Origin of the sequence: Ruminobacter sp. RM87, assembly GCF_000701925.1 — a bacterium.
In the GTDB taxonomy this organism is placed as follows: domain Bacteria; phylum Pseudomonadota; class Gammaproteobacteria; order Enterobacterales; family Succinivibrionaceae; genus Ruminobacter; species Ruminobacter amylophilus.
This window is the reverse complement of the sequence record NZ_JNKD01000009.1, coordinates 16,186-36,714: the sequence shown is the minus strand read 5'-3', so window position 1 is coordinate 36,714 and position 20,529 is coordinate 16,186. Positions and strand designations below refer to the sequence as shown.

18 protein-coding genes are annotated in these 20,529 nt (G+C 37.2%); 15 read left to right on the top strand and 3 right to left on the bottom strand.

Features of this window, described 5'->3' with window-relative positions:
- The first annotated feature begins 21 nt into the window (after positions 1-21).
- The gene (locus tag T489_RS0103830; protein WP_051621764.1) at positions 22-903 is read left to right on the top strand and encodes a mechanosensitive ion channel family protein; all 882 of its coding nucleotides are present in this window, start codon (positions 22-24) and stop codon (positions 901-903) included.
- 90 nt (positions 904-993) lie between these two features.
- Here the strand turns inward: T489_RS0103830 and pyrE are convergent, their stop codons facing one another.
- Complete coding sequence (gene pyrE / locus T489_RS0103825) at positions 994-1,638, bottom strand: orotate phosphoribosyltransferase (protein ID WP_031578723.1); 645 nt, start codon at positions 1,636-1,638, stop codon at positions 994-996.
- A gap of 98 nt (positions 1,639-1,736) precedes the next feature.
- Between pyrE and T489_RS0103820 the strand changes: the two genes are divergently transcribed.
- Positions 1,737-2,615: a YicC/YloC family endoribonuclease gene (locus T489_RS0103820; protein WP_031578722.1), complete on the top strand. Its 879-nt coding sequence runs from the start codon at positions 1,737-1,739 to the stop codon at positions 2,613-2,615.
- Between the two features lie 81 nt (positions 2,616-2,696).
- On the opposite strand, the gene cysS is transcribed toward T489_RS0103820, so the two are convergent.
- Positions 2,697-4,079, bottom strand: a complete 1,383-nt coding sequence (cysS, locus tag T489_RS0103815) for a cysteine--tRNA ligase (RefSeq protein ID WP_031578721.1) — start codon at positions 4,077-4,079, stop codon at positions 2,697-2,699.
- A gap of 476 nt (positions 4,080-4,555) precedes the next feature.
- Between cysS and glnA the strand changes: the two genes are divergently transcribed.
- From glnA to T489_RS0103755, 12 genes are all read left to right on the top strand, one after another.
- Positions 4,556-5,980, top strand: coding sequence for a glutamate--ammonia ligase (gene glnA, locus T489_RS0103810; RefSeq protein ID WP_031578720.1), 1,425 nt, complete (start codon positions 4,556-4,558; stop codon positions 5,978-5,980).
- 171 nt (positions 5,981-6,151) lie between these two features.
- Positions 6,152-6,661: a DUF4124 domain-containing protein gene (locus T489_RS0103805; RefSeq protein ID WP_198020410.1), complete on the top strand. Its 510-nt coding sequence runs from the start codon at positions 6,152-6,154 to the stop codon at positions 6,659-6,661.
- An 83-nt stretch (positions 6,662-6,744) separates the two neighbouring features.
- A complete protein-coding gene (gene glnL, locus T489_RS0103800) occupies positions 6,745-7,812 on the top strand; it encodes a nitrogen regulation protein NR(II) (protein ID WP_031578718.1) in 1,068 nt (355 codons plus the stop codon).
- Between the two features lie 2 nt (positions 7,813-7,814).
- Positions 7,815-9,260, top strand: coding sequence for a nitrogen regulation protein NR(I) (gene glnG, locus T489_RS0103795; RefSeq protein ID WP_031578717.1), 1,446 nt, complete (start codon positions 7,815-7,817; stop codon positions 9,258-9,260).
- 446 nt (positions 9,261-9,706) lie between these two features.
- Positions 9,707-10,408 carry a ribosome biogenesis GTP-binding protein YihA/YsxC gene (gene yihA, locus T489_RS0103790; RefSeq protein WP_031578715.1) on the top strand — a complete coding sequence of 234 codons (702 nt, stop codon included), beginning with the start codon at positions 9,707-9,709 and terminating at the stop codon, positions 10,406-10,408.
- Positions 10,405-11,046, top strand: coding sequence for a guanylate kinase (gene gmk / locus T489_RS0103785; RefSeq protein WP_031578714.1), 642 nt, complete (start codon positions 10,405-10,407; stop codon positions 11,044-11,046). The genes yihA and gmk overlap by 4 nt, the downstream gene beginning before the upstream one ends.
- Positions 11,047-11,199: 153 nt before the next feature.
- Positions 11,200-11,487 (top strand): DNA-directed RNA polymerase subunit omega, encoded by a 288-nt coding sequence (rpoZ, locus tag T489_RS0103780; RefSeq protein WP_031578713.1) that lies wholly within the window; start codon positions 11,200-11,202, stop codon positions 11,485-11,487.
- Positions 11,488-11,675: 188 nt separating this feature from the next.
- Positions 11,676-13,814 carry a bifunctional GTP diphosphokinase/guanosine-3',5'-bis pyrophosphate 3'-pyrophosphohydrolase gene (spoT, locus tag T489_RS0103775; protein WP_031578712.1) on the top strand — a complete coding sequence of 713 codons (2,139 nt, stop codon included), beginning with the start codon at positions 11,676-11,678 and terminating at the stop codon, positions 13,812-13,814.
- Between the two features lie 8 nt (positions 13,815-13,822).
- Positions 13,823-14,782, top strand: a complete 960-nt coding sequence (locus T489_RS0103770; protein ID WP_031578711.1) for an alpha/beta fold hydrolase — start codon at positions 13,823-13,825, stop codon at positions 14,780-14,782.
- Positions 14,779-15,018 (top strand): hypothetical protein, encoded by a 240-nt coding sequence (locus tag T489_RS0103765; RefSeq protein ID WP_031578710.1) that lies wholly within the window; start codon positions 14,779-14,781, stop codon positions 15,016-15,018. The genes T489_RS0103770 and T489_RS0103765 overlap by 4 nt, the downstream gene beginning before the upstream one ends.
- 2 nt (positions 15,019-15,020) lie before the next feature.
- The gene (locus T489_RS0103760) at positions 15,021-15,701 is read left to right on the top strand and encodes a hypothetical protein (RefSeq protein ID WP_031578709.1); all 681 of its coding nucleotides are present in this window, start codon (positions 15,021-15,023) and stop codon (positions 15,699-15,701) included.
- Positions 15,694-16,749: a CobW family GTP-binding protein gene (locus T489_RS0103755; protein ID WP_031578708.1), complete on the top strand. Its 1,056-nt coding sequence runs from the start codon at positions 15,694-15,696 to the stop codon at positions 16,747-16,749. Before T489_RS0103760 ends, T489_RS0103755 begins: the two co-directional genes overlap by 8 nt.
- Before the next feature lie 53 nt (positions 16,750-16,802).
- On the opposite strand, the gene T489_RS0103750 is transcribed toward T489_RS0103755, so the two are convergent.
- Positions 16,803-17,783 (bottom strand): agmatine deiminase family protein, encoded by a 981-nt coding sequence (locus T489_RS0103750; protein WP_031578707.1) that lies wholly within the window; start codon positions 17,781-17,783, stop codon positions 16,803-16,805.
- A 200-nt stretch (positions 17,784-17,983) separates the two neighbouring features.
- Here T489_RS0103750 and gyrB point away from each other — a divergent pair, with 200 nt between their 5' ends.
- Positions 17,984-20,416: a DNA topoisomerase (ATP-hydrolyzing) subunit B gene (gene gyrB, locus T489_RS0103745; protein ID WP_031578706.1), complete on the top strand. Its 2,433-nt coding sequence runs from the start codon at positions 17,984-17,986 to the stop codon at positions 20,414-20,416.
- Positions 20,417-20,529: the final 113 nt, after the last annotated feature.

Sequence of the window (20,529 nt, the reverse complement as noted above, 5' to 3'; positions counted from 1 at the left end):
TTTTAATGAGGACTAAAATATATGTCAGAACCAACTACTGAAGCCGCAGATGTGGCAAAACCAGTTACTGAAATTCTTCCTAAACAGTTATGGAGTGATCCTATCGGCTATATACAGGAACATCAGGAAGTCATTACTAACGTGTGCCTTGATATCGTCATTGCGATCTTAATTCTTGTTATTGGCTGGCTTGTGGCAAAAATTGTAGCCAAAATATGCTTTTCAGTAATGAACAAAGCAAAAGTAGAACCAACCATTTCAAAATTTATCTCCAACATTCTTAAGTATGCAGTTATAGCCTTTGCTGTTACTGCATGTTTAAGTCAGCTTGGTATACAGACAGCTTCTTTCGTTGCCATTATCGGTGCCGCTTCTTTTGCAGTTGCCATGTCCTTGCAGGGTTCGCTGTCAAACTTTGCTGCTGGTGTAATTTTACTGATTTTCCGTCCTATCAAGGTTGGTGAATTTGTTGAAGTTGCAGGCCATCAGGGTGTTGTTGAAGAGATCACCATTTTTACAACTTCATTAATCACAGGAGACAACAAGGTTATTATCATTCCTAACAGTTCAGTAAGTTCTGGTAGTATTGTGAACTATTCAAGAATGGATACCAGACGTGTTGACTTCGTATTTGGTGTTGAATATGGTTCTGACCTTAAAAAAGTAAAAGAAACCTTGGAATCAGTATTTAATGCTGACGAAAGAATCTTAAAAGATAAAGGAATTACAGTGGTTGTAGGAGCTCTGAACACATCTTCAGTTGATTTTACCTGTCGTGTATGGGTAAACAATTCTGATTACTGGGGAGTTTTCTTTGATACTAATGAAAAAGTATATAATGCGCTGAGAAGTGCCGGCATTGGTATTCCATTCCAAACCTTTACGGTTATCAACGAAAAGTAATTCATTTTACGTTTATATAAAACTAAAGGGGACTGATTTTATGTCAGTCCCCTTTCTCGAACATGAAGCCGTTTCTAACCGGCAAGACATTTAAATGCCGTAAGTATTGCGATACTCCTCAACTGAAGCCAGATGTTCCTTAAGATTATCATTCTGAGCAATATAGGTAATGAGATCAGACAAAGTAATAATTGAGAAAACCTTTGTATTATAGTCTCTTTCAACTTCCTGAATTGCACTTAAATCTGTTTTACCTTTTTCCTGACGGTCTAGAGCAATTAAAACTCCTGCAAGCTTTGCATCCTTTTGCGCAGAAATAATCTGCATAGATTCACGAATAGCTGTACCTGCAGTAATCACGTCATCCAATAGTACAATATTGCCTGTTAATGGTGAACCTACAAGATTGCCACCTTCACCATGATCCTTAGCTTCCTTTCTGTTAAACACCCAAGGAGCTTCACTGCCATACTTTCTTGAATAGGCAATAGAGGTGGCAGCAACAATAGGGATTCCTTTGTAAGCCGGTCCGAATAAAACATCAAAATCAACACCACTGTCATGAAGGGCATCAGCATAATACTCTCCGAGCTGAGCTAAATCAGCTCCAGTGCAGAACAAACCGGCATTGAAAAAATAAGGACTTATTCTTCCTGATTTCAAAGTAAAGCTGCCAAAACGCAAAACATTTCTCTTAAGAGCTAATTCAATAAAATTCTTTTTGTAATCCTTCATTTTTTACACCACTGTCAAGTTGATATATTGTCTTTTAACCACACAGAATTAGAATGTATAATATCATAGAGATTGATAATTTTACATAAGGAATCACCATGATACACAGTATGACCGGTTTTGCTACATATGCCGACCAGAACAATGAATATATAACAGAAGTTAATATCAGAACCGTTAATTCACGCTATATGGAAATAAATGTAAAGATTCCGGAAAAACTTAAATTGTATGAAATGGAAATCAGAAACTGTTTTAAAGATTTCTTTAACAGAGGTAAATTTGAAATTTCCATAAATCTGACACCTAAAGTTGCAAGTAACGGACTTGAAATCAACAATAATCTTGTTGCCGCATTAACATCCAAAATCAGTGAAATTAATAATGCCTACAGGGCAAAAGATCCTAATGCCGCAATAAATTTCTCGGCTCTAGATATTCTTATGTATCCGGGAGTAATTGCCAACACCTCAAACAGCAATGATTCTATTCACGAACTTGTCATCAATGCTGTTAAAGAATGTATGAAGAAACTGAACGAAGCTAGAACTTTGGAAGGAGATAAAATTAGCGTATTCCTCAACGGCCATTTGGATTCTATAGAACTGATGAGACAGAATATAATCAACAGAATGCCAGAAATCGTTGAATGGCAGAAGACAAAGGTCGAGGATTTTATTCAGCAGCATCAGGTAAAAGTTGACGGCAGTCTTTTGGAACAGGAAATCATATTACTATGTCAGCGCATGGATATAGCTGAAGAGCTTAATCGTCTAAGTTCTCATATTGAACAGGCTAAACATATCCTCAAACAAGGAGGTATCTGTGGCAAACGTCTCGATTTCTTAATGCAGGAATTTAATAGAGAAACAAATACCATTGCATCAAAGTCAATCAATACAGAGATAACAAACAGTGCAATAGAGCTCAAGGTCCAAATAGAGCAGATGAGAGAACAGGTTCAGAACATAGAATAAAAAAATATTTATGTAGAACAAGTCATAAAAAAACCATGTTGCATAGTATGTAACATGGTTTTTAGCAAAAATAACTAAGACTTAATTCTTTCTCCAGGTTGTGCCATTAGGGCCATCTTCTATTACAACCCCCATATCTGCAAGTTTCTTTCTTGCAGCATCAGCAACTGCCCAATTCTTTTCCTTTCTTGCGTCATTACGTTCCTTGATGATAGCTTCTATTAAATCTACATCAACGTCAGACTTATCAACAGCACCCTTAAGGAATTCTTCAGGATCCATTGCCAATAAACCAAGTACGTCACCGAGTTCCTTCAGCAGACCAGCAAGTTTTCCTGCCTTTTCCTTGTCAGAACTCTTTAATGTGTTGATTTCTTTTGCTAGATCAAACAAAACGGCATAGGCAAGAGGTGTATTGAAATCATCATCCATAGCCTGCTTGAAGCGGACAAGATATTCTGAATCATGATCAGGCTCCAGTACATCAACATTTCTTAATGCTGTATACAATCTTGATAAACCTGCCTTTGCCTGATCAAGGTTATCCACAGAATAATTTAATTGACTTCTGTATTGAGCGCTCAGAAGAAAATAACGCAGAACTTCACCGTCATATTTTTCTAACAATTCACGAATAGTAAAGAAATTGCCCAAAGATTTGGACATTTTTTCCTTATTGATCATCATCATACCGGAATGCATCCAGTACTTCACATAATCAGAATGTAATGCACAGCAACTCTGGGCTATTTCATTTTCATGATGAGGGAAAATAAGATCTGAACCACCACCATGAATATCAAATACTTCACCCAAATACTTATAATTCATTGCAGAACACTCAATATGCCATCCAGGACGACCTTTCCCCCAAGGAGAATCCCACATTGGTTCGCCAGGCTTGGACATTTTCCACAGAACAAAATCATAAGGATTCTTCTTTGCATCCTCAATATTCACACGGATACCGGCCTGTAATTCGTCAAGATTCTGACCAGATAATCTGCCATACTGAGGGAATGAATCTATTGAAAACATTACATCGCCATTGGATGCAACGTAGGCATTACCATTTTGAATGAGTTTGCTCACCATATCGATAATAACATCAATATTGTGTGTTGCCTTCGGTTCTATATCTGGACGCTTTATATGAAGAGCCTCGAAATCCTTATACATTTCTTCAGTAAGACGGTTTGTAAGACTTTCACATGATTCGTGATTTTCATTGGCTCTCTTAATAATCTTGTCGTCTACGTCAGTAACATTACGAACATAGGTAACGTCATATCCGGAATAGCGAAGATATCTGACAATAGTATCAAAGCAAACAAAAGTTCTGCCATGGCCGATATGACACAAATCATATACGGTTACCCCACATACATACATTTTTACTTTGTTTTCAGATAAAGGAACAAACTTCTCCTTTTTGTGAGTAAGTGAGTTATATATTTCCAACATAAAAACCTCAGTTGCTTTTCTTTTTTTCAGTTTGTGAAATTAGGATGTACTGATATAAAAATCCTTCATCCTTTGTATCACACGATATTATTCGCTAATTATATTTTTTTACCACATTATTTTGCAAGAAACAAAATTGTCTAGATAATTTGAATTTTTTTATATTTCTGTAAAAATCGCCAAAATACAGTGATAACAGTAACTTTACTGATAACAATGCATCATTCTTGCATCTTCAATGACAAAAAAAGTCTTATGTACATTTGCCTTAATTTGTAGGAGAGTTTAAAATTGCTCCATCTTATTACAAATGCACTCATTAAGTGCTTTATTTTGGTTCACAATACGGACGGAATGCCGTTTAAGTGAAATAAAACACATATTTCTAGTCAAATGTGAAATGTGGCACATTTCTCGCATTTGTACTTATGAACTTTTTTATAATTTTACTTTTTCCTTAACTGGAGGATTTTTTAATGGCAGTAGCTGACGTATTAAATAAAATTAAAGAAGAAAACGTAAGATTTGTTGACTTACGTTTCACTGACACCAGAGGTAAAGAACAGCACATCTCTATTCCTGCCTCATGTATCGATGAAGATTTCTTTACTGACGGTAAAATGTTTGACGGTTCATCTATATGCGGTTGGAAGGGAATTAACGAATCAGACATGATTCTCATGCCTGATGCCGACACTGCATTAATTGATCCATTCTATGCCGATAAGACCATGTTTATCCGTTGTGATATTCTTGAACCTACCACAATGCAGGGCTATGACCGCGACCCAAGATCAATTGCAAAGAGAGCAGAAGAATACCTTAAGTCTTCCGGCATTGCCGACTATGCCTTGTTTGGACCTGAACCAGAATTTTTCATATTTGAAGACATCCGTTTCAAGACAGACATGAGTGGTTGCATGGTATCAATCGATGATCCTGAAGCAGCATGGAACTCAGCCACTGAATACGATGGCGGCAACAAGGGACATCGTCCAGCCGTTAAAGGTGGTTACTTCCCTGTTCCTCCTGTAGATTCCTCTCAAGATATCAGATCTGCAATGTGTCAGACCTTAGAAGAACTTGGTCTTAAGATTGAAGCTCACCACCATGAAGTGGCTACATGCGGTCAGAATGAAATTGCAACCGTTTTCAATACTCTTACCAAGAAAGCTGATGAAGTGCTTATTGAAAAATATGTTGTATGGAACGTTGCCAATGAATTTGGTAAGACCGTAACCTTCATGCCAAAGCCTATCGCAGGTGATAACGGTTCAGGTATGCACGTTCACCAGTCACTCGGTAAGTACGATGAAAACGGCAAGATGGTTAACCTCTTCTCCGGTGACCTCTATGGCGGTCTTTCTCAGATGGCTTTATGGTACATTGGCGGTATTAAGAAGCACGCAAAGGCTCTTAACGCATTTACCAATCCTTCAACCAACTCATACAAGAGACTTGTTCCTGGTTTCGAAGCTCCGGTAATGCTTGCATACTCAGCACGTAACCGTTCTGCCTCAATCCGTATTCCATGTGTATCAAGCCCTAAGGCAGTAAGAATCGAAGTTAGATTCCCAGACTGTACTGCAAATCCATACCTCGCTTTCGCAGCCATGTTAATGGCCGGTCTCGACGGTATCATCAATCACATTGATCCGGGTGAAGCAATGGATAAGAACCTTTACGATCTTCCTCCAGAAGAAGAAGCAATGATTCCTCAGGTTTGCGGTTCTCTTGATGAAGCTCTTAAGAGTCTTGAACAGGATAGCGAGTTCTTAACCAAGGGTGGTGTATTCTCTGAAGAATTCATTCAGTCATACATTCAGCTTTTAAAGGGCGACGTAAATAAACTTCACATGATTCCGCATCCAGCAGAATTTGAACTTTACTATTCACTCTAATATAAGAATATTGGATATTAATTGAAAATATTTTAATAATTATAAAAAAGAGCTGTTTTTCGGCTCTTTTTTTTTGCATAATCGAATTTAGAATAATAGCAGTCATTGTATTTCTCCGAAGAGGATAAAAAAATGAATTTAACAAAGATTATCATTTTTTCATGTGTATTATTGGGTATCTCCTGCGTGCAGGCTGAAGACGTTTACAAATGGGTAGACAGTAATGGTGTTACACACTATGGCGACAACCCTCAGAACAGCAATAAAAAAGCAACCATGGTGAATGTACAGACTCCTAAGCTTGGAAACGTATCTGTGCAAAGTAGCAGTTCTACTAGCTACACACCTCAAAGACCACCAGTCAGAGCTGATTTTGGTAATCAGAACTTAAATTACAACATTAGTATTTCTTCTCCATCAAATGGTGAAGAAATCAGAGCAAACAACGGCACAATTGTTGTTTCTGCAAACGTAACTCCTAAACCACAGGGAAATTATGCCATTCGTGTATTCATTGACAATTCTCTTTACGCCTCCTCATCTAACACTCAGCGCGTAGAAGTCGAAGGTGTTCCTCGTGGTGAACACACCATAATGGTGAAACTTCAGACTCAAGATGGCAAAATAATTGCATCAGAACCGATCAATGTTGTCGTATTACGTGTCGTTGCCAAAAATTAGTAACTTACAAATTGCTTTATGGGCACCATAATAAGGCAACAATGTTTTATTATGGTGCTTTTATTTTGTGAGAATTAAAAACAATGACAGATAGTAACATTGCAGTTTGCGCCTTGGATAATATGTTTACGGCTGTAATAATGCTGGATCATAAGCTTAAGGTAAAGTACGCCAACAATGCTACCGAACAGATATTCAGAATGAGTCCAAAAAAGTTTCTTGGACGAAAACTTGATGAAATTTTTGATTATACCAATTTTGATTTTTCTAGACTTCTCGCATGTCATTCCAAAGACATGGGATACACAGATTACGAAGTTACCTTTGTCATTGAAGCGTCGCCTGTCATAGTCGAAGTCACAGTAACCCCCATAACCGACAACAATCCTCAATGTGATATTCTCCTTGAGTTCAGAAAAGTTGAACTTCAACGTCGAATGAACAAGGATAGAGAGCAGTATTCTCAGCAGGAAGCAGCAAGAGAGCTTGTCAGAGATCTTGCCCATGAAATCAAAAATCCTCTAGGAGGACTAAGAGGAGCCGCTCAACTGCTCGAAAGACAATTCAAAGGACAAAACGATGTCAAAGAATACACTTCTATCATTATTGAGCAGGCTGACAGATTAAAAAACCTTGTCAATAGACTCCTTGGCCCCCAGAAAGCTTCCCCTCATGTAATGACTAATATCCATGTTATCCTTGAGAAAGTCCGTAAGCTTGTGCAGGTAAATTTGCCGGAAAACATAAAAATAGTTAGAGATTACGATCCTTCCATTCCAGAACTCTCTGTTGATCCCGAACAGATTGAGCAGACACTTATAAACATTGTATGTAATGCAATATTAGCTCTGCAGGAAGATAACACGGCTAACGGAATTATCACTCTCAAGACAAGAACAGCATACAGAGTAAGCATATACGATACCATAGTCAAACTGGCTCTTGTAATAAAAATATCCGACAATGGTCCTGGAATTCCTCCTGACATAAAGGATAAAATATTCTACCCTCTGGTAACACGACGGGAAGGAGGTACGGGCCTGGGACTTGCCATAGCACAAAATATAATTAATCAGCATAACGGAAAAATTGAATGTAATAGCTGGAAAGGTTATACAGAATTCACAATTTACATTCCAATAAAGGAGTAAGTATGAATAAGGAAGTATGGATAGTTGATGATGACAGCTCAATCAGATTTGTTTTGGAACGAGCTCTCACCCAGGACGGATATGTATGCCAATGCTTTGAAAATGGGGAGAAACTATTACAGGCTCTTAAGACATCATCTCCTAAAGTAATTATTTCAGATATCCGTATGCCAGGTATTGATGGTCTGGAGATGTTGAGAATTGTTCATGAACAAAACCCCAACATACCAGTCATTATTACGACTGCTCACAGTGACCTCACAAGTGCTGTAAATTCATATCAGAGCGGCTCTTTTGAATATCTGCCTAAACCTTTCGACATTGACGAAGTACTTGATATTGTCAAAAAGGCAGAAGCAAGTTACAAAGAAAAAATGAATATCGAATCTAACGATGAGATTCATGAAAATCTTGAGTCTGAAATTATCGGAGAATCACCTGCAATGCAGGAAGTTTTCAGGGCTATCGGACGTCTTTCTAAATCATCCATTAGTGTTCTAATCAATGGACAGTCCGGTACAGGCAAGGAATTAGTCGCACATGCGCTCCACAAACACAGCATCAGAGCCAATAAACCGTTCATTGCATTGAACATGGCCGCCATACCAAAAGAACTTATCGAATCAGAACTGTTTGGTCACGAAAAAGGAGCCTTTACAGGAGCGAATGTTTCAAATCAGGGAAGGTTTGAACAGGCTAATGGTGGTACTCTATTTCTGGATGAAATCGGAGACATGCCTCTTGAAGCTCAAACTAGATTACTGAGAGTTTTGGCTAATGGAGAATTTTACAGAATCGGTGGCCATCGCTCCATTTCCGTTGATGTACGTATAATTGCAGCTACCAACCAAAACCTTGAAAAAATGGTAGCAGAAGGAAAATTCAGAGAAGATCTGTTCTACAGACTCAACGTTATCCGCATACATATCCCACCACTTAAGGAAAGAAAAACGGACATTCCTCGCCTTGCACGACGTTTTTTAAATGTTTCAGCAAAGGAATTAAATGTAGAAACAAAAATTCTTACCCCCGATGCAGAAGATTACTTATGTAATTTTCCTTGGCCTGGTAATGTAAGACAGCTTGAAAATGTGTGTCGTTGGCTGACAGTAATGGCATCAGGAAAAGAAATTTCTGTTAACGACCTGCCTGAGGAATTAAAGAAAAAAGAAGATAATTCTTCCAGTGTAGCAGAAAAACAATATGGTGATATGTCAAATAAACTGCCTTTAGATCTGTCCTGGCAGAATCTGCTAAAAGATTGGGTCAGTCAGAAACTGCATGAGGGATCTACCGACATTCTTGCTGAAGCTCAGCCTGAATTTGAAAAAGCATTGATTACCACTGCCTTACGTTACACACACGATCATAAACAGGAAGCGGCAAGACTTCTCGGCTGGGGAAGAAACACTCTCACAAGAAAGCTTAAAGATTTAAATCTTGAATAATCTCAAGAACCGGTATCATACATGATGCCGGTTTTCCTCATACACAATCTGAACTTATTCCTAATTCTATCAACTTTTTACAAAGTACATGGAAATAGAGTAAAATTGTACAGTAGTTATTAGATTTTATTATTTGAATGCTTAAGTTTGATCATTCAAATTCATATTCACAAATAATTTAATGGACAGAATATTTTGAAAGTTGTAGTAAAAGCACCATTCTGGACAAAAATATTGTATGGGATAGGCATTTGTTTCCTTCTCGTTGGTATATGCTGTCATTTCTTTGGTTTTCCTGAAATTCCCCCTATTTATATGCCTTTTTTCCTAATTGGAGGCGTTAGTCTTATTATTCCTTATCAGGCATATTATATTTATGAAATTTTGAAATACAGACCTAAAACTTAACAGCTTTTGGCTGTCATACCTCCACAGAGAACAGACAAATGATAAATTTTCAGAAAACACACTTTATTACAAGTGCACCTGACATTACCAAGCTTCCGGATGATACCGGTATTGAAATAGCTTTTGTTGGCAGATCAAATGCGGGAAAGTCAACTGCTCTTAACTGTATTACAAACCAGAAGAATCTTGCCAAAACAAGTAAAACACCAGGAAGAACCCAACTTATCAATTTGTTTGAAATTGAAGAAAATAAAAGAATTGTGGATCTTCCAGGATATGGATATGCCGAAGTTCCATTAACAGTAAAAAAGAAGTGGCAACGATCACTTACTGAATATCTGCAAAAAAGAAAATCTCTAAAGGCAGTCGTTGTTCTGATGGATATACGACATCCGCTTAAGGATTTGGACAGACAGATTATCACCTGGGCAGCACTGGCCAACATTGAAGTACTCATTATTTTGACTAAAAGTGACAAGCTTGCCAATAATGCAAGAAAGAATGCCATAAATGATGTCAAAAGACAGCTAATAGAATTTGGATGCACATATAATTTGGTCGCTTTTTCAGCACTCAGCAAACAGGGACTAAACGAAATTAAGGAAATTCTCAACCGTTTTTACAGTGAATTTCAAGAAACAACTGCATTCCCTGATTTTCCTGATAATGACGAAGAATCTGATGAAGAACTGGATATTGACGAGCAGGCTTGGACAAAAGGTTACAAGGAAGAACAATGAAAGGAACCCTATATATAATTTCATCTCCTAGCGGAGCAGGTAAATCTAGCTTATTAAAGGCTTTATTTGAGCAGCATAATAATGACAACTCCATGTATTTATCAGTTTCCCATACCACGAGACCTCCAAGACCTGGCGAAGTAGACCATCTGCATTACCACTTTGTCTCTGTTGATGAATTCAAAAATCTGATTAATCGAAACGCTTTTTACGAATGGGCCCAGGTTTTCGACAAATATTACGGAACCTCAAAAGAACTGGTTCAGCAAGCACTGAATAACGGACAGGATGTTTTTCTGGATATTGACTGGCAGGGAGCCAGACAGATGAGAAAAATGGAGCCTGAAGCAAAAAGCATATTCATTCTCCCTCCTAGTCTTGAAGAGCTGCACGATCGACTGGTTAAAAGAGCTCAGGACTCTGAAGAGGTCATTGCTAACAGAATGAACAAAGCCCAAAGAGAAATCTCTCACTATAACGAATACGATTACTGCTTGATTAACGATAATTTCGAAAAAGCCCTTAATGATTTGTGGTGCATCATTAATGCAAATCGTCATTCACGCACAATTATAGAAAACAATGAAAAAGCCATACTTGATAATTTGTTGGCAAATTACACTGAACAGAATAATTAATCATGTATATCCGAAATTTCATTTCGGAATATTTGGATAGTATTTATCAGAAATGAAAAAACTATTTTGTTCATCACAAAATTTGTATTATGTTGTCATATTTCATCGTGCGTGATAAAATGTGTGGACTGAAAAAAATTTTAGGAGATTTTTATGGCTCGTGTTACTGTTGAAGATGCTGTAGAACAGGTTGGTAATCGTTTTGACCTTGTTTTAACTGCTGCTCGTCGTGCTCGTCAAATTTCAGTAAATGGTTGCGATCCTTTAGTTGAGATCGAAAATGACAAACCTACAGTAATAGCTCTTCGTGAAATCGAAGAAGGCTTAATTTCTGAAGAATTCATGGATAAGCAGGATCAGAAGGGACGCTTAAAGAATTCAGAAGAATTTGCAGAAATGGTAGATGTTCCTCCTTTAGAAAACACCAGTCTTTTCGATTAATATTGCAAACCTGTTCCGCATGGAACAAGTTTTTAAGTTTACGACATAAGGAAGATTACCGATGTAATCTTCCTTGTTTTATTTTTGTGTCGTATTGATGGATATTCATCATATTAAACGCATACAATGTAAATTTGCAGGCTGATTTTGATGATATAATAATCTTATAAATTAAAGGAATATCCACAATGAGTACGGTTCTCTATTTATTTGATAATCTAAAAAAAACTCTCGAAACATACCTGCCTCCTGAACAGATTGCCAGAATTGAGCAGGCATACACTACGGCAAAGAACGCTCACGAAGGACAGGTTCGCTCTAGCGGAGAACCTTATATAACTCACCCTGTAGCTGTTGCTCATATTCTGGCTGATATGAAGCTGGATCACGAAACAATAATGGCTGCTCTTCTTCATGATGTTGTCGAAGATACCCCTATCAATGCTGAGCAGCTTAATTCTCTTTTTGGTGAAACTATTACTCATCTAGTATTAGGTGTCACAAAACTTGATAAACTTCAGTTTCATGATCACAAAGAGGCTCAGGCTGCCAATTTCAGAAAAATGATTATGGCCATGACAAGTGATATCAGAGTTATTCTGATAAAACTTGCAGACCGCACGCACAATATGAGAACCATTGGAGCCTTAAGACCAGACAAGAGAAGAAGAATTGCAAAGGAGACATTGGAAATTTTTGCCCCTATTGCCAATCGTTTAGGAATAAGCAGTATAAAAAACGAACTTGAAGAATTAGGTTTTGAGGCAATGTACCCCATGCGTTATCGCATTCTCAAGGATGCTATGAAGCATGCAAGAAACAATAGGAAAGAAATCATCAAATCAATTCTCGCCGATATAAACGGCAGACTTGAAGAAACTGATATCAAATACAGAATTCAGGGAAGAGAAAAACATCTGTATTCAATCTACATGAAAATGGTTAAAAAAGAAATACAGTTTCATGAAATTATGGATGTCTACGGGTTTAGAATTATTGTTAATAATGTTGACACCTGTTACCGTGTTCTCGGACAGATGCATAATCTGTTTAAGCCCCGTCCTGGCGGATTTAAGGATTATATAGCTATTCCTAAAATTAATGGTTATCAGTCTCTACATACTTCTCTCGTTGGTCCTCATGGCATTCCAATAGAAATTCAGATTCGCACAGATTTCATGGATCAGATGGCAAATCAAGGTGTTGCTGCTCACTGGTATTACAAAACAAACGGTTCAGAGATTGTTGATTCTTCTGCTCAGATTCATGCACAGAGATGGCTCAAAAGTCTGTTGGAACTGCAGCAGAGTGCAAGCAATTCATTTGAATTTATTGAAAGTGTTAAAACAGATTTCTTCCCTGAAGAAATTTACGTATTCACACCAGAGGGTAAAATTTATGAGCTACCAAACGGGGCTACTCCTGTTGACTTTGCCTATGCAGTTCACAGTGATATTGGGCAGCACTGTATAGGTGCAAGAGTTGACCATCACCCGTTTCCTCTTAACAGGCCTCTGTCATCAGGCCAAAGTGTTGAGATACTAACATCTCCTGTATCACAGCCAAATGCAATCTGGTTAGACAGCGTTGTGACCTCCAAGGCAAGAAGTAAAATCAGACAGTACCTTAAAGGACTTAAGCAGGAAGAATGTCAACTTCTCGGAAAAAGACTTTTACGTAACGCAATGGGCTCCACGAGAATTGAGAATATCCCTCAGGAAACCATTGATAAAGTTCTGAAGGAATTTGGCAAAAATAATCTTAATGAACTTTATGTGGATATTGCCTTAGGCAATTTATTTACGGTCATCGTAGCAAACAAGCTTCTTAATAATGATGCCATGAACCTTCCTACAGGCAAAAAGCCTCATGCAACCCTTCCACCTTCTTCGATCAACGGAACAGGCGGGCTCAACTACGTATTTGCAAACTGTTGTCACCCTATACCTGGAGATGCAATTATTGCTCACGTTAATCCTGGTAAAGGACTTGTAATTCATACAAGCAATTGTGCAAATTTAAAAACATCCAATCCTAATGAACAGTTCTTACCTGTGAGCTGGGATATGAATAATGCCTGTAACGAAGTTTTTGAAGCCGGGCTCCGAATTGAAATGGTTAATATTCAGGGAATGATAGGCGAAATCAGTAATGCCGTTTCCGTGTGCGGGGCCAATATATCCCAAATCAGCTCTGAAACCAAAGAAGGCAAGGTTTATATCCTAAATTTGGTTGTAACCGTACGAGACAGACTGCATTTAGCTAATATCATCAGAAAAATCAAGGCATTGAATAATATTAATCGTGTAGTTCGCCGTAAAGGATAAAATCCAATATGTTAGCAGAAAATATTATTCCTGAACGAGTTACAATCAGCACCAGAAAGCATTCTTTAGAGGGGATGATCTACCATCCTAAAAATCCTATAAATCGTCAGGTGCTGATTGTTCCGGGCAGGAATGAAATGCTATATAAATATCAGGATTTTTACAAACTTCTGTCGGCCTGCGGAATAAAAGTCATCATTTATGACCACATTGGACAAGGTTTTAGTCCCCGCATTACAGAAGACAGTCAGATGTGTCATATTGATACATTTGATACTTATGCGGATGATCTGGTGGATGTAGTAGATACACTGTACGGCCATATGCCTCTGACAGTAATCAGTATATCTATGGGGGGCCTGATTACTTTAAAAGCACTGCAGAATAAGGCTATGGCAGACAAAATTGAACAATGTATTTTTATTTCACCATTTCTAGGCCTTAAACAGCATTTACCATATTGTTTCATCAAAGCAATCACTCACCTAAGAGACTTTATCAATCGTCTGAATTCATCCAAAAAAGTTAGTTTTTTCTATTTTAACGATTACTTTAGACAAAGAGTGGTAGGCGTAGATGCCAATACTCACAGTGAAGATAAAAATAAAGAATATTATGCTCTCTATCAAAAATACCCAGAAGCAAAACTTGGAGGCATAACAACCGAATGGCTCAGAGCAGCCTTAAGATGTCTGAATGATGTACGGTCATACAGATACAATTTCAAATTCAAATCTCTTTTCGTAATTGCAGGAAATGATAATATAGTTTCATCTCCTGACGCTCTCAGGTTTGTACAAAAAACAGCTGAAAACAGTGCTTTTCCACCGGAAATGCTCTGCATATCTGACTGCCTGCATGATATTCTCATTGAAGATGATCCATACCGAAAACAGGCAATACAGTCAATAATGAAATTCTTGCAGTTAGATGATAATCAACAGAATACACAAGGGGTATTATCATGAGACCAGATGATTTTGATGAAGATGATTTTTTTTCGGATGATGACGGAAATTACACCAACGAAGGAAATTTTAATGAAGATGATTTCGTAGTCTGGGATCGAAATGTTGTATTTAACGAAGATGGAATCGCTATTGATGCAGATGGAAATCCTTTGGACGATGAAGATTCCTACAGATACAAAGATGATGATTTTGCAGATGATGAAGATTCTTTAGACGACGATTCTGAGGAATAATCATGAGGGAATTGACAAAAAGCAAAGGATGTTTTGCCGATAATATTCTGTCAATTGTTGCCAGTAGCAAAATAATACCAATAATAGATATAACTGACGATTTTGATTACCAAAGACTTATATCCTTATACTACAAATATGGATTTAGAACTGTTGAAGTCAGAATGAATTCTTTGCATATAAACGAAATCGTCACACACATTCAGAAAACATATCCAAACATGTATATTTTTGCAGGTACCTGCTTATCTACTGATGATATGGTCAGAGCTAAAAACATGGGACTGGATATCCTGATATCTCCTGTATTTGACAGTAAGCTTATGGAATTCTGTTGCTTACACAATCTGGCATACATTCCCTGTGTGAATTCCATAGACACATTAAATATTGCTCATTCCATGGGCTTTTCTGTGCTAAAATTTTACTCAGCGGAAAAATGTGGTGGCTTAGATTTCCTGCGTAAAGTTTACAATGATTACGATGTAAGATTCATGCCTTCAGGAGGTATAACACTGAATAAGGTTCCTGCTTACATCAAAGAACCTAATGTAGCCGCCTGCTGCACATCTCATATCTCCTCCCTGCAACTGCAAAACGACAACAATTGGATAGATATAGAGAAAAACATTATTCAGGCGTCCAAATTTTTATTAAAAACATCGGAATTTATAAATGAGTAACATATTTAATCAGATTCCATTACAGATACTGACAGGTTTTCTTGGTAGTGGAAAAACAACCCTTTTAAACAAGGTTGTTAACAGACCTGAAATGAAAGGAACAGTTCTTATTATCAATGAAGTTGGAGAAATTCCTATAGATAATAAACTCATTTCAGGTGACAATCCTGTTATTGTTCTCGACTCTGGATGTATATGCTGTACCGTTCAGGATGGTCTCGTAAATGTTTTACATTATCTGATTGAAGAAAAAGACAATAATCCTGAATTCTCTTTTAACCGAGTAATCATTGAAACCACAGGTATCGCTGATCCAGCCCCAATCATTGATTTGATCTTCCATTATGAAGAAATATTACTGAATTACAGCTTTGCAGGAACAATCACTGTCATCGATGGTGTAAACGCAAAAGAAGAACTTGCTAAAAATTACGAAGCTGTAAAACAGATTGCCATGGCTGATAAAATCATTATCAGCAAAACAGACAGATTATCTCAGGATGAAATTGAAGCATTAAAAAATACAGCTGAAGACCTGAATCAGTCAGCTGACGTATTTTTAAGTACTCTGGATAATCCACCAATGGATGCATTTACTTCTTTTGATATATTCAATACGCCTAAAGATTTGAAGACAGTAATGAAATGGATTAATTCAAAAAGAAGTGATTATAAACTTGCATCAGGTATGGCTCCTGTGAAATTATCAGGTGTAATGAATAAAACTTTACCAACTCATTCGAACTATCAGACAATAGCCCTTTCATTTGATAAACCTTTAAACAGATTTACTGTAGTCCACGCCTTTGATGCGCTTAATTCACAGTTTGGAGAATCGATTATCAGATTAAAAGGTATTTTCGACTTTGACGAAGGTTATCCTTTCGTAATACATGGAGTACAGGGGGAATGTTATCCTGTAACAAATCAGCTCGAATGGGAAGGAAAACCATTCTCTCAGATGGTAGTGATTGTTTCACCGAGAATTGCTGAGCAGGTTGAACATATGTTAAAACAGATGATTAGACCTTTGGATGATTCTGAATAATTGTATTAATTTCCCCCTGTTAACAGGGGGAAATTAACAAATTTAATAATCATCTATTTATACACAGGCATGGTTAATTTATGAAAATCCAACCCGTCTGCCAATAAATCACAGGCTTCTACTCCATTAACGTCCACACCGAAGTCCCCCATTATTTCGTGCATTTTTATCAGTATCTGATTATCTTTTTCTGGATTGATTAAAGGAAGAACAATACTCTGATTAGTAATTAAAAAATTCAGATAGCTGCTATTTACACTGTATTTATATTGCTCTGAATCAGGATGATAAACAACTCCTTCATACTTGCCAAAAGGAATTGTGAGTATTTTGAACTCTTTTCCGTCGATATTTTTCTCTCCCGCAATCAACGTATATACATAACTGAAAAGACGATATAACGGATTATTCTCATTATTTGGAATATTATTTACAATAACCACTCCAGGAATGACAAATCTTAGCAAATTCCTCACAGAATCAATTCTTATGTCAGGAAATTCATTATCCTTCACAATAAGAATTTTATTAACTGCCCCAAATTTTTTTAATCTGTCTGCCACTGATTCAGAATCAAATCCACATTTATTCAAACTGCTTTCTAGAATAACAAAGGTTCCAGCCCCATCAGTTTCAAAATCCAATTGAGACGGAAATTCATTCTCTGAAAAACTGATACTATGATTCTTATTTAAATCCTCTAACACTGTTCTTGCCAAGTGTGAAATGCTCTTTCCGATAGAAACACGAGGCTCTCCATCTTCACTAAGCCATTTCAGATTTAAATCATCTGAATAAACACCATCATACGATATCTTATACATCGTTATATGTTTAGGGATAATAAAACGTGCTCTGTCATATTCATGTTCCGATACAGCTACAAACACAGGTGTATGCATAGAAATTGCCGAAACAAACCTAGCAAAAGACTTCTGGACGGGAACTCCTTTATCATGATAATCGCATAAACTGCTTGGCCAAAAAGCCCAAACGGCTTTTTGAGTATTATGTTCAGAATAGATACAATTCATACCCCTCACCCCGATTAAATGTAGACAATCCAGACATAATCATTTAAGCATATTGAAATGTCTCTGTAAACGCATATCAGACGCGTACGAATTTAAAAAAAAGCTGTAATATGCTATAATTCGCAAGTATTTTAATATTATATAAACAAAACTCCTTTGTGTATCAGATTACATGGAGTTTAAACGAGAACAATATAACTATGAGCGAACAAGATAAAGAATATAATGGGGATTCCATCAAGGTTTTAAAAGGATTGGATCCTGTTCGCAAACGACCAGGTATGTATATCGGTGATACAGACGATGGTTCAGGTTTGCATCATATGGTCTTCGAAGTTGTTGACAATGCTATTGACGAAGCATTGGCTGGATTCTGCAAGAACATAAACGTTGTAATTCATGCTGACGGTTCTGTTTCCGTAGAAGATGATGGTAGAGGTATACCTGTAGATATTCATCCTGAAGAAGGTGTATCATCAGCTGAAGTTGTTATGACTATACTTCACGCAGGCGGTAAATTTGATCAGAATTCATACAAGGTTTCTGGTGGTCTGCACGGTGTAGGTGTTTCTGTTGTAAATGCTTTATCAGATAAGCTTGAGCTAACCATCAAGAGACAGGGACATGTATGGCAGCAGACATATGTAGATGGTGGTCATCCTACTGCTCCGTTGAAAGCTATTGGAGATACAGATAAGACTGGAACCAAAATTCATTTCTGGCCAAGTCCATCAATCTTTGCAATTACCGAATTTGACTACAATAAATTACAAACAAGGTTAAGAGAATTATCTTTCCTTAATTCAGGTGTAAGAATTAACATCACTGATGAACGAGTAGAAAATAAACACGACGAATTCCATTACCAGGGTGGTATTCAGTCTTTTATTGAATACTTGAATAACGGTAAAAACAAGCTTACTGAAAAATTATTCTACTGTACCAAATTCGATCAGAAAGAAGGTATCAACGTAGAAGTTGCAGTACAGTACACTGATGCTTATGCAGATAATACATTCTGCTTTACCAATAACATTCCGCAAAAAGACGGCGGTACCCATCGTGATGGATTCCGCAGAGGTCTGGTGTCTGCTGTTAAGGAATACATCAAAGAGTGTTCATTCCTTCCTAAGAAAGATAAAGAAAACGTTGATATTTTGCACAGTGACGCTGTCGACGGTATCACAGCTATTGTTTCCGTCAAGGTGCCAGATCCTAAATTTTCATCACAGACCAAAGATAAGCTGGTATCATCCGAAGTTTCATCCTGTGTAAGTTCAGTCGTAAGTGAAAAATTCTTAGAATTTTTAAATGAAAATCCAACTGAAGCCAAACTTATTGTTGAAAGAATTCTTTCAACTTCAGAATACAGAAAAGAAGCTAAGAAGATCAGAGAACGCCTGAACAAAAAAGATGCTATTTCCTATCTTCCAGGTAAACTTGTAAACTGTTCAAGCAAAAAGCCTGAAGAATGCGAATTATATATAGTGGAAGGTGACTCCGCAGGTGGTAGTGCAAAACAGGGTAGAAAACCTGAATATCAGGCTATATTGCCGTTACGCGGAAAAATTCTCAACGTAGAAAAAACCAGATTTGATAAAATTATCAGTTCTGAAACTATAGGAACACTAATTACCGCATTGGGATGTGGCATTAGAGATGCTTACAATCCTGACAACCTCAGATATCATAACATTGTTATCATGACCGATGCGGACGTGGATGGTGCTCATATCAGAATTCTTCTGCTTACATTCTTCTACAGACAGATGCCGGATCTGATTGAAAGAGGTCATATTTACATTGCTCAGCCTCCGCTTTATAAATACAGCAAATCAGAAAAGAATTTCAGATACATTACTGATGAAGTTGAGAAGAATGAATACGAAACTTCATTGGCGTTGAACGAAGCTCAGCTTTTCGTTAACCCTGACGCTCCACCTATTTTTGGTGAACCTCTGGAGAATATATTCCTTCAATACGTAAATCTGTTCCCTCTCTACAGACGTATTGATAGACGTATACCAGAAATGCTTACCAGCGAACTCGTCTTTGTTGATCCGTTAACAGAAGAAGACATGAAGGACTCTGCCAAATTTAAAAACTGGAAAAACAGTTTTGAATCAAGGTTAAAGCAGAAAGAGGTTCCAGGCTTAGTTTACACAGTACATACAAAGTTTAGAGAAGATAAGCAGTTATTCTACCCTGAAGTTAGTGTTCTTCACTATGGTGTGACCAAGGAGTATGACTTACCATACGAATTCTTTGTAAGTCAGGATTACGGTAAAATCGCCAAAGTATCAAAAATCATCAATGGGCTTTTGGAAGAAAATGCCTACGTAAGATGTGGTGCAAAGACTAAGACTGTAACCGATTTTGGTCAGGTTCACGATTTCCTTCTCAAAGAAGGCTTAAGTGGAATTAAGATTATGCGATTCAAAGGATTAGGAGAAATGAATCCAGATGAATTGTTTAATACTACAATGAATCCTGATCATCGCGTATTCCTTAAGGTAACATTAAACGATGCTATAGAGGCTAACGAAGCGTTTACTAAGCTTATGGGCGAAGAAGTTGCTCCTCGTAAAGAGTTTATTTCTGAAAATGCACATTTAGCCGAAATAGATGCTTAATCAATTATAATCGTTAGAGGGAGAAATATAAAATTTCTCCCTTTTTTTGCTTTTTTCAAATCTGCTAAATACAAATAAAAAGAGGAAAAACAAAGTTTTTCCTCTTTTAGTGT

What these genes read in the sequence shown, in the direction of transcription:
- T489_RS0103830 (WP_051621764.1), top strand. Translation starts at nt 22, where the DNA reads ATGTCAGAACCAACTACTGAAGCCGCAGATGTGGCAAAACCAGTTACT.
- pyrE (WP_031578723.1), bottom strand. Translation starts at nt 1,638, where the DNA reads ATGAAGGATTACAAAAAGAATTTTATTGAATTAGCTCTTAAGAGAAAT.
- T489_RS0103820 (WP_031578722.1), top strand. Translation starts at nt 1,737, where the DNA reads ATGATACACAGTATGACCGGTTTTGCTACATATGCCGACCAGAACAAT.
- cysS (WP_031578721.1), bottom strand. Translation starts at nt 4,079, where the DNA reads ATGTTGGAAATATATAACTCACTTACTCACAAAAAGGAGAAGTTTGTT.
- glnA (WP_031578720.1), top strand. Translation starts at nt 4,556, where the DNA reads ATGGCAGTAGCTGACGTATTAAATAAAATTAAAGAAGAAAACGTAAGA.
- glnL (WP_031578718.1), top strand. Translation starts at nt 6,745, where the DNA reads ATGACAGATAGTAACATTGCAGTTTGCGCCTTGGATAATATGTTTACG.
- glnG (WP_031578717.1), top strand. Translation starts at nt 7,815, where the DNA reads ATGAATAAGGAAGTATGGATAGTTGATGATGACAGCTCAATCAGATTT.
- yihA (WP_031578715.1), top strand. Translation starts at nt 9,707, where the DNA reads ATGATAAATTTTCAGAAAACACACTTTATTACAAGTGCACCTGACATT.
- gmk (WP_031578714.1), top strand. Translation starts at nt 10,405, where the DNA reads ATGAAAGGAACCCTATATATAATTTCATCTCCTAGCGGAGCAGGTAAA.
- rpoZ (WP_031578713.1), top strand. Translation starts at nt 11,200, where the DNA reads ATGGCTCGTGTTACTGTTGAAGATGCTGTAGAACAGGTTGGTAATCGT.
- spoT (WP_031578712.1), top strand. Translation starts at nt 11,676, where the DNA reads ATGAGTACGGTTCTCTATTTATTTGATAATCTAAAAAAAACTCTCGAA.
- T489_RS0103770 (WP_031578711.1), top strand. Translation starts at nt 13,823, where the DNA reads ATGTTAGCAGAAAATATTATTCCTGAACGAGTTACAATCAGCACCAGA.
- T489_RS0103765 (WP_031578710.1), top strand. Translation starts at nt 14,779, where the DNA reads ATGAGACCAGATGATTTTGATGAAGATGATTTTTTTTCGGATGATGAC.
- T489_RS0103760 (WP_031578709.1), top strand. Translation starts at nt 15,021, where the DNA reads ATGAGGGAATTGACAAAAAGCAAAGGATGTTTTGCCGATAATATTCTG.
- T489_RS0103755 (WP_031578708.1), top strand. Translation starts at nt 15,694, where the DNA reads ATGAGTAACATATTTAATCAGATTCCATTACAGATACTGACAGGTTTT.
- T489_RS0103750 (WP_031578707.1), bottom strand. Translation starts at nt 17,783, where the DNA reads ATGAATTGTATCTATTCTGAACATAATACTCAAAAAGCCGTTTGGGCT.
- gyrB (WP_031578706.1), top strand. Translation starts at nt 17,984, where the DNA reads ATGAGCGAACAAGATAAAGAATATAATGGGGATTCCATCAAGGTTTTA.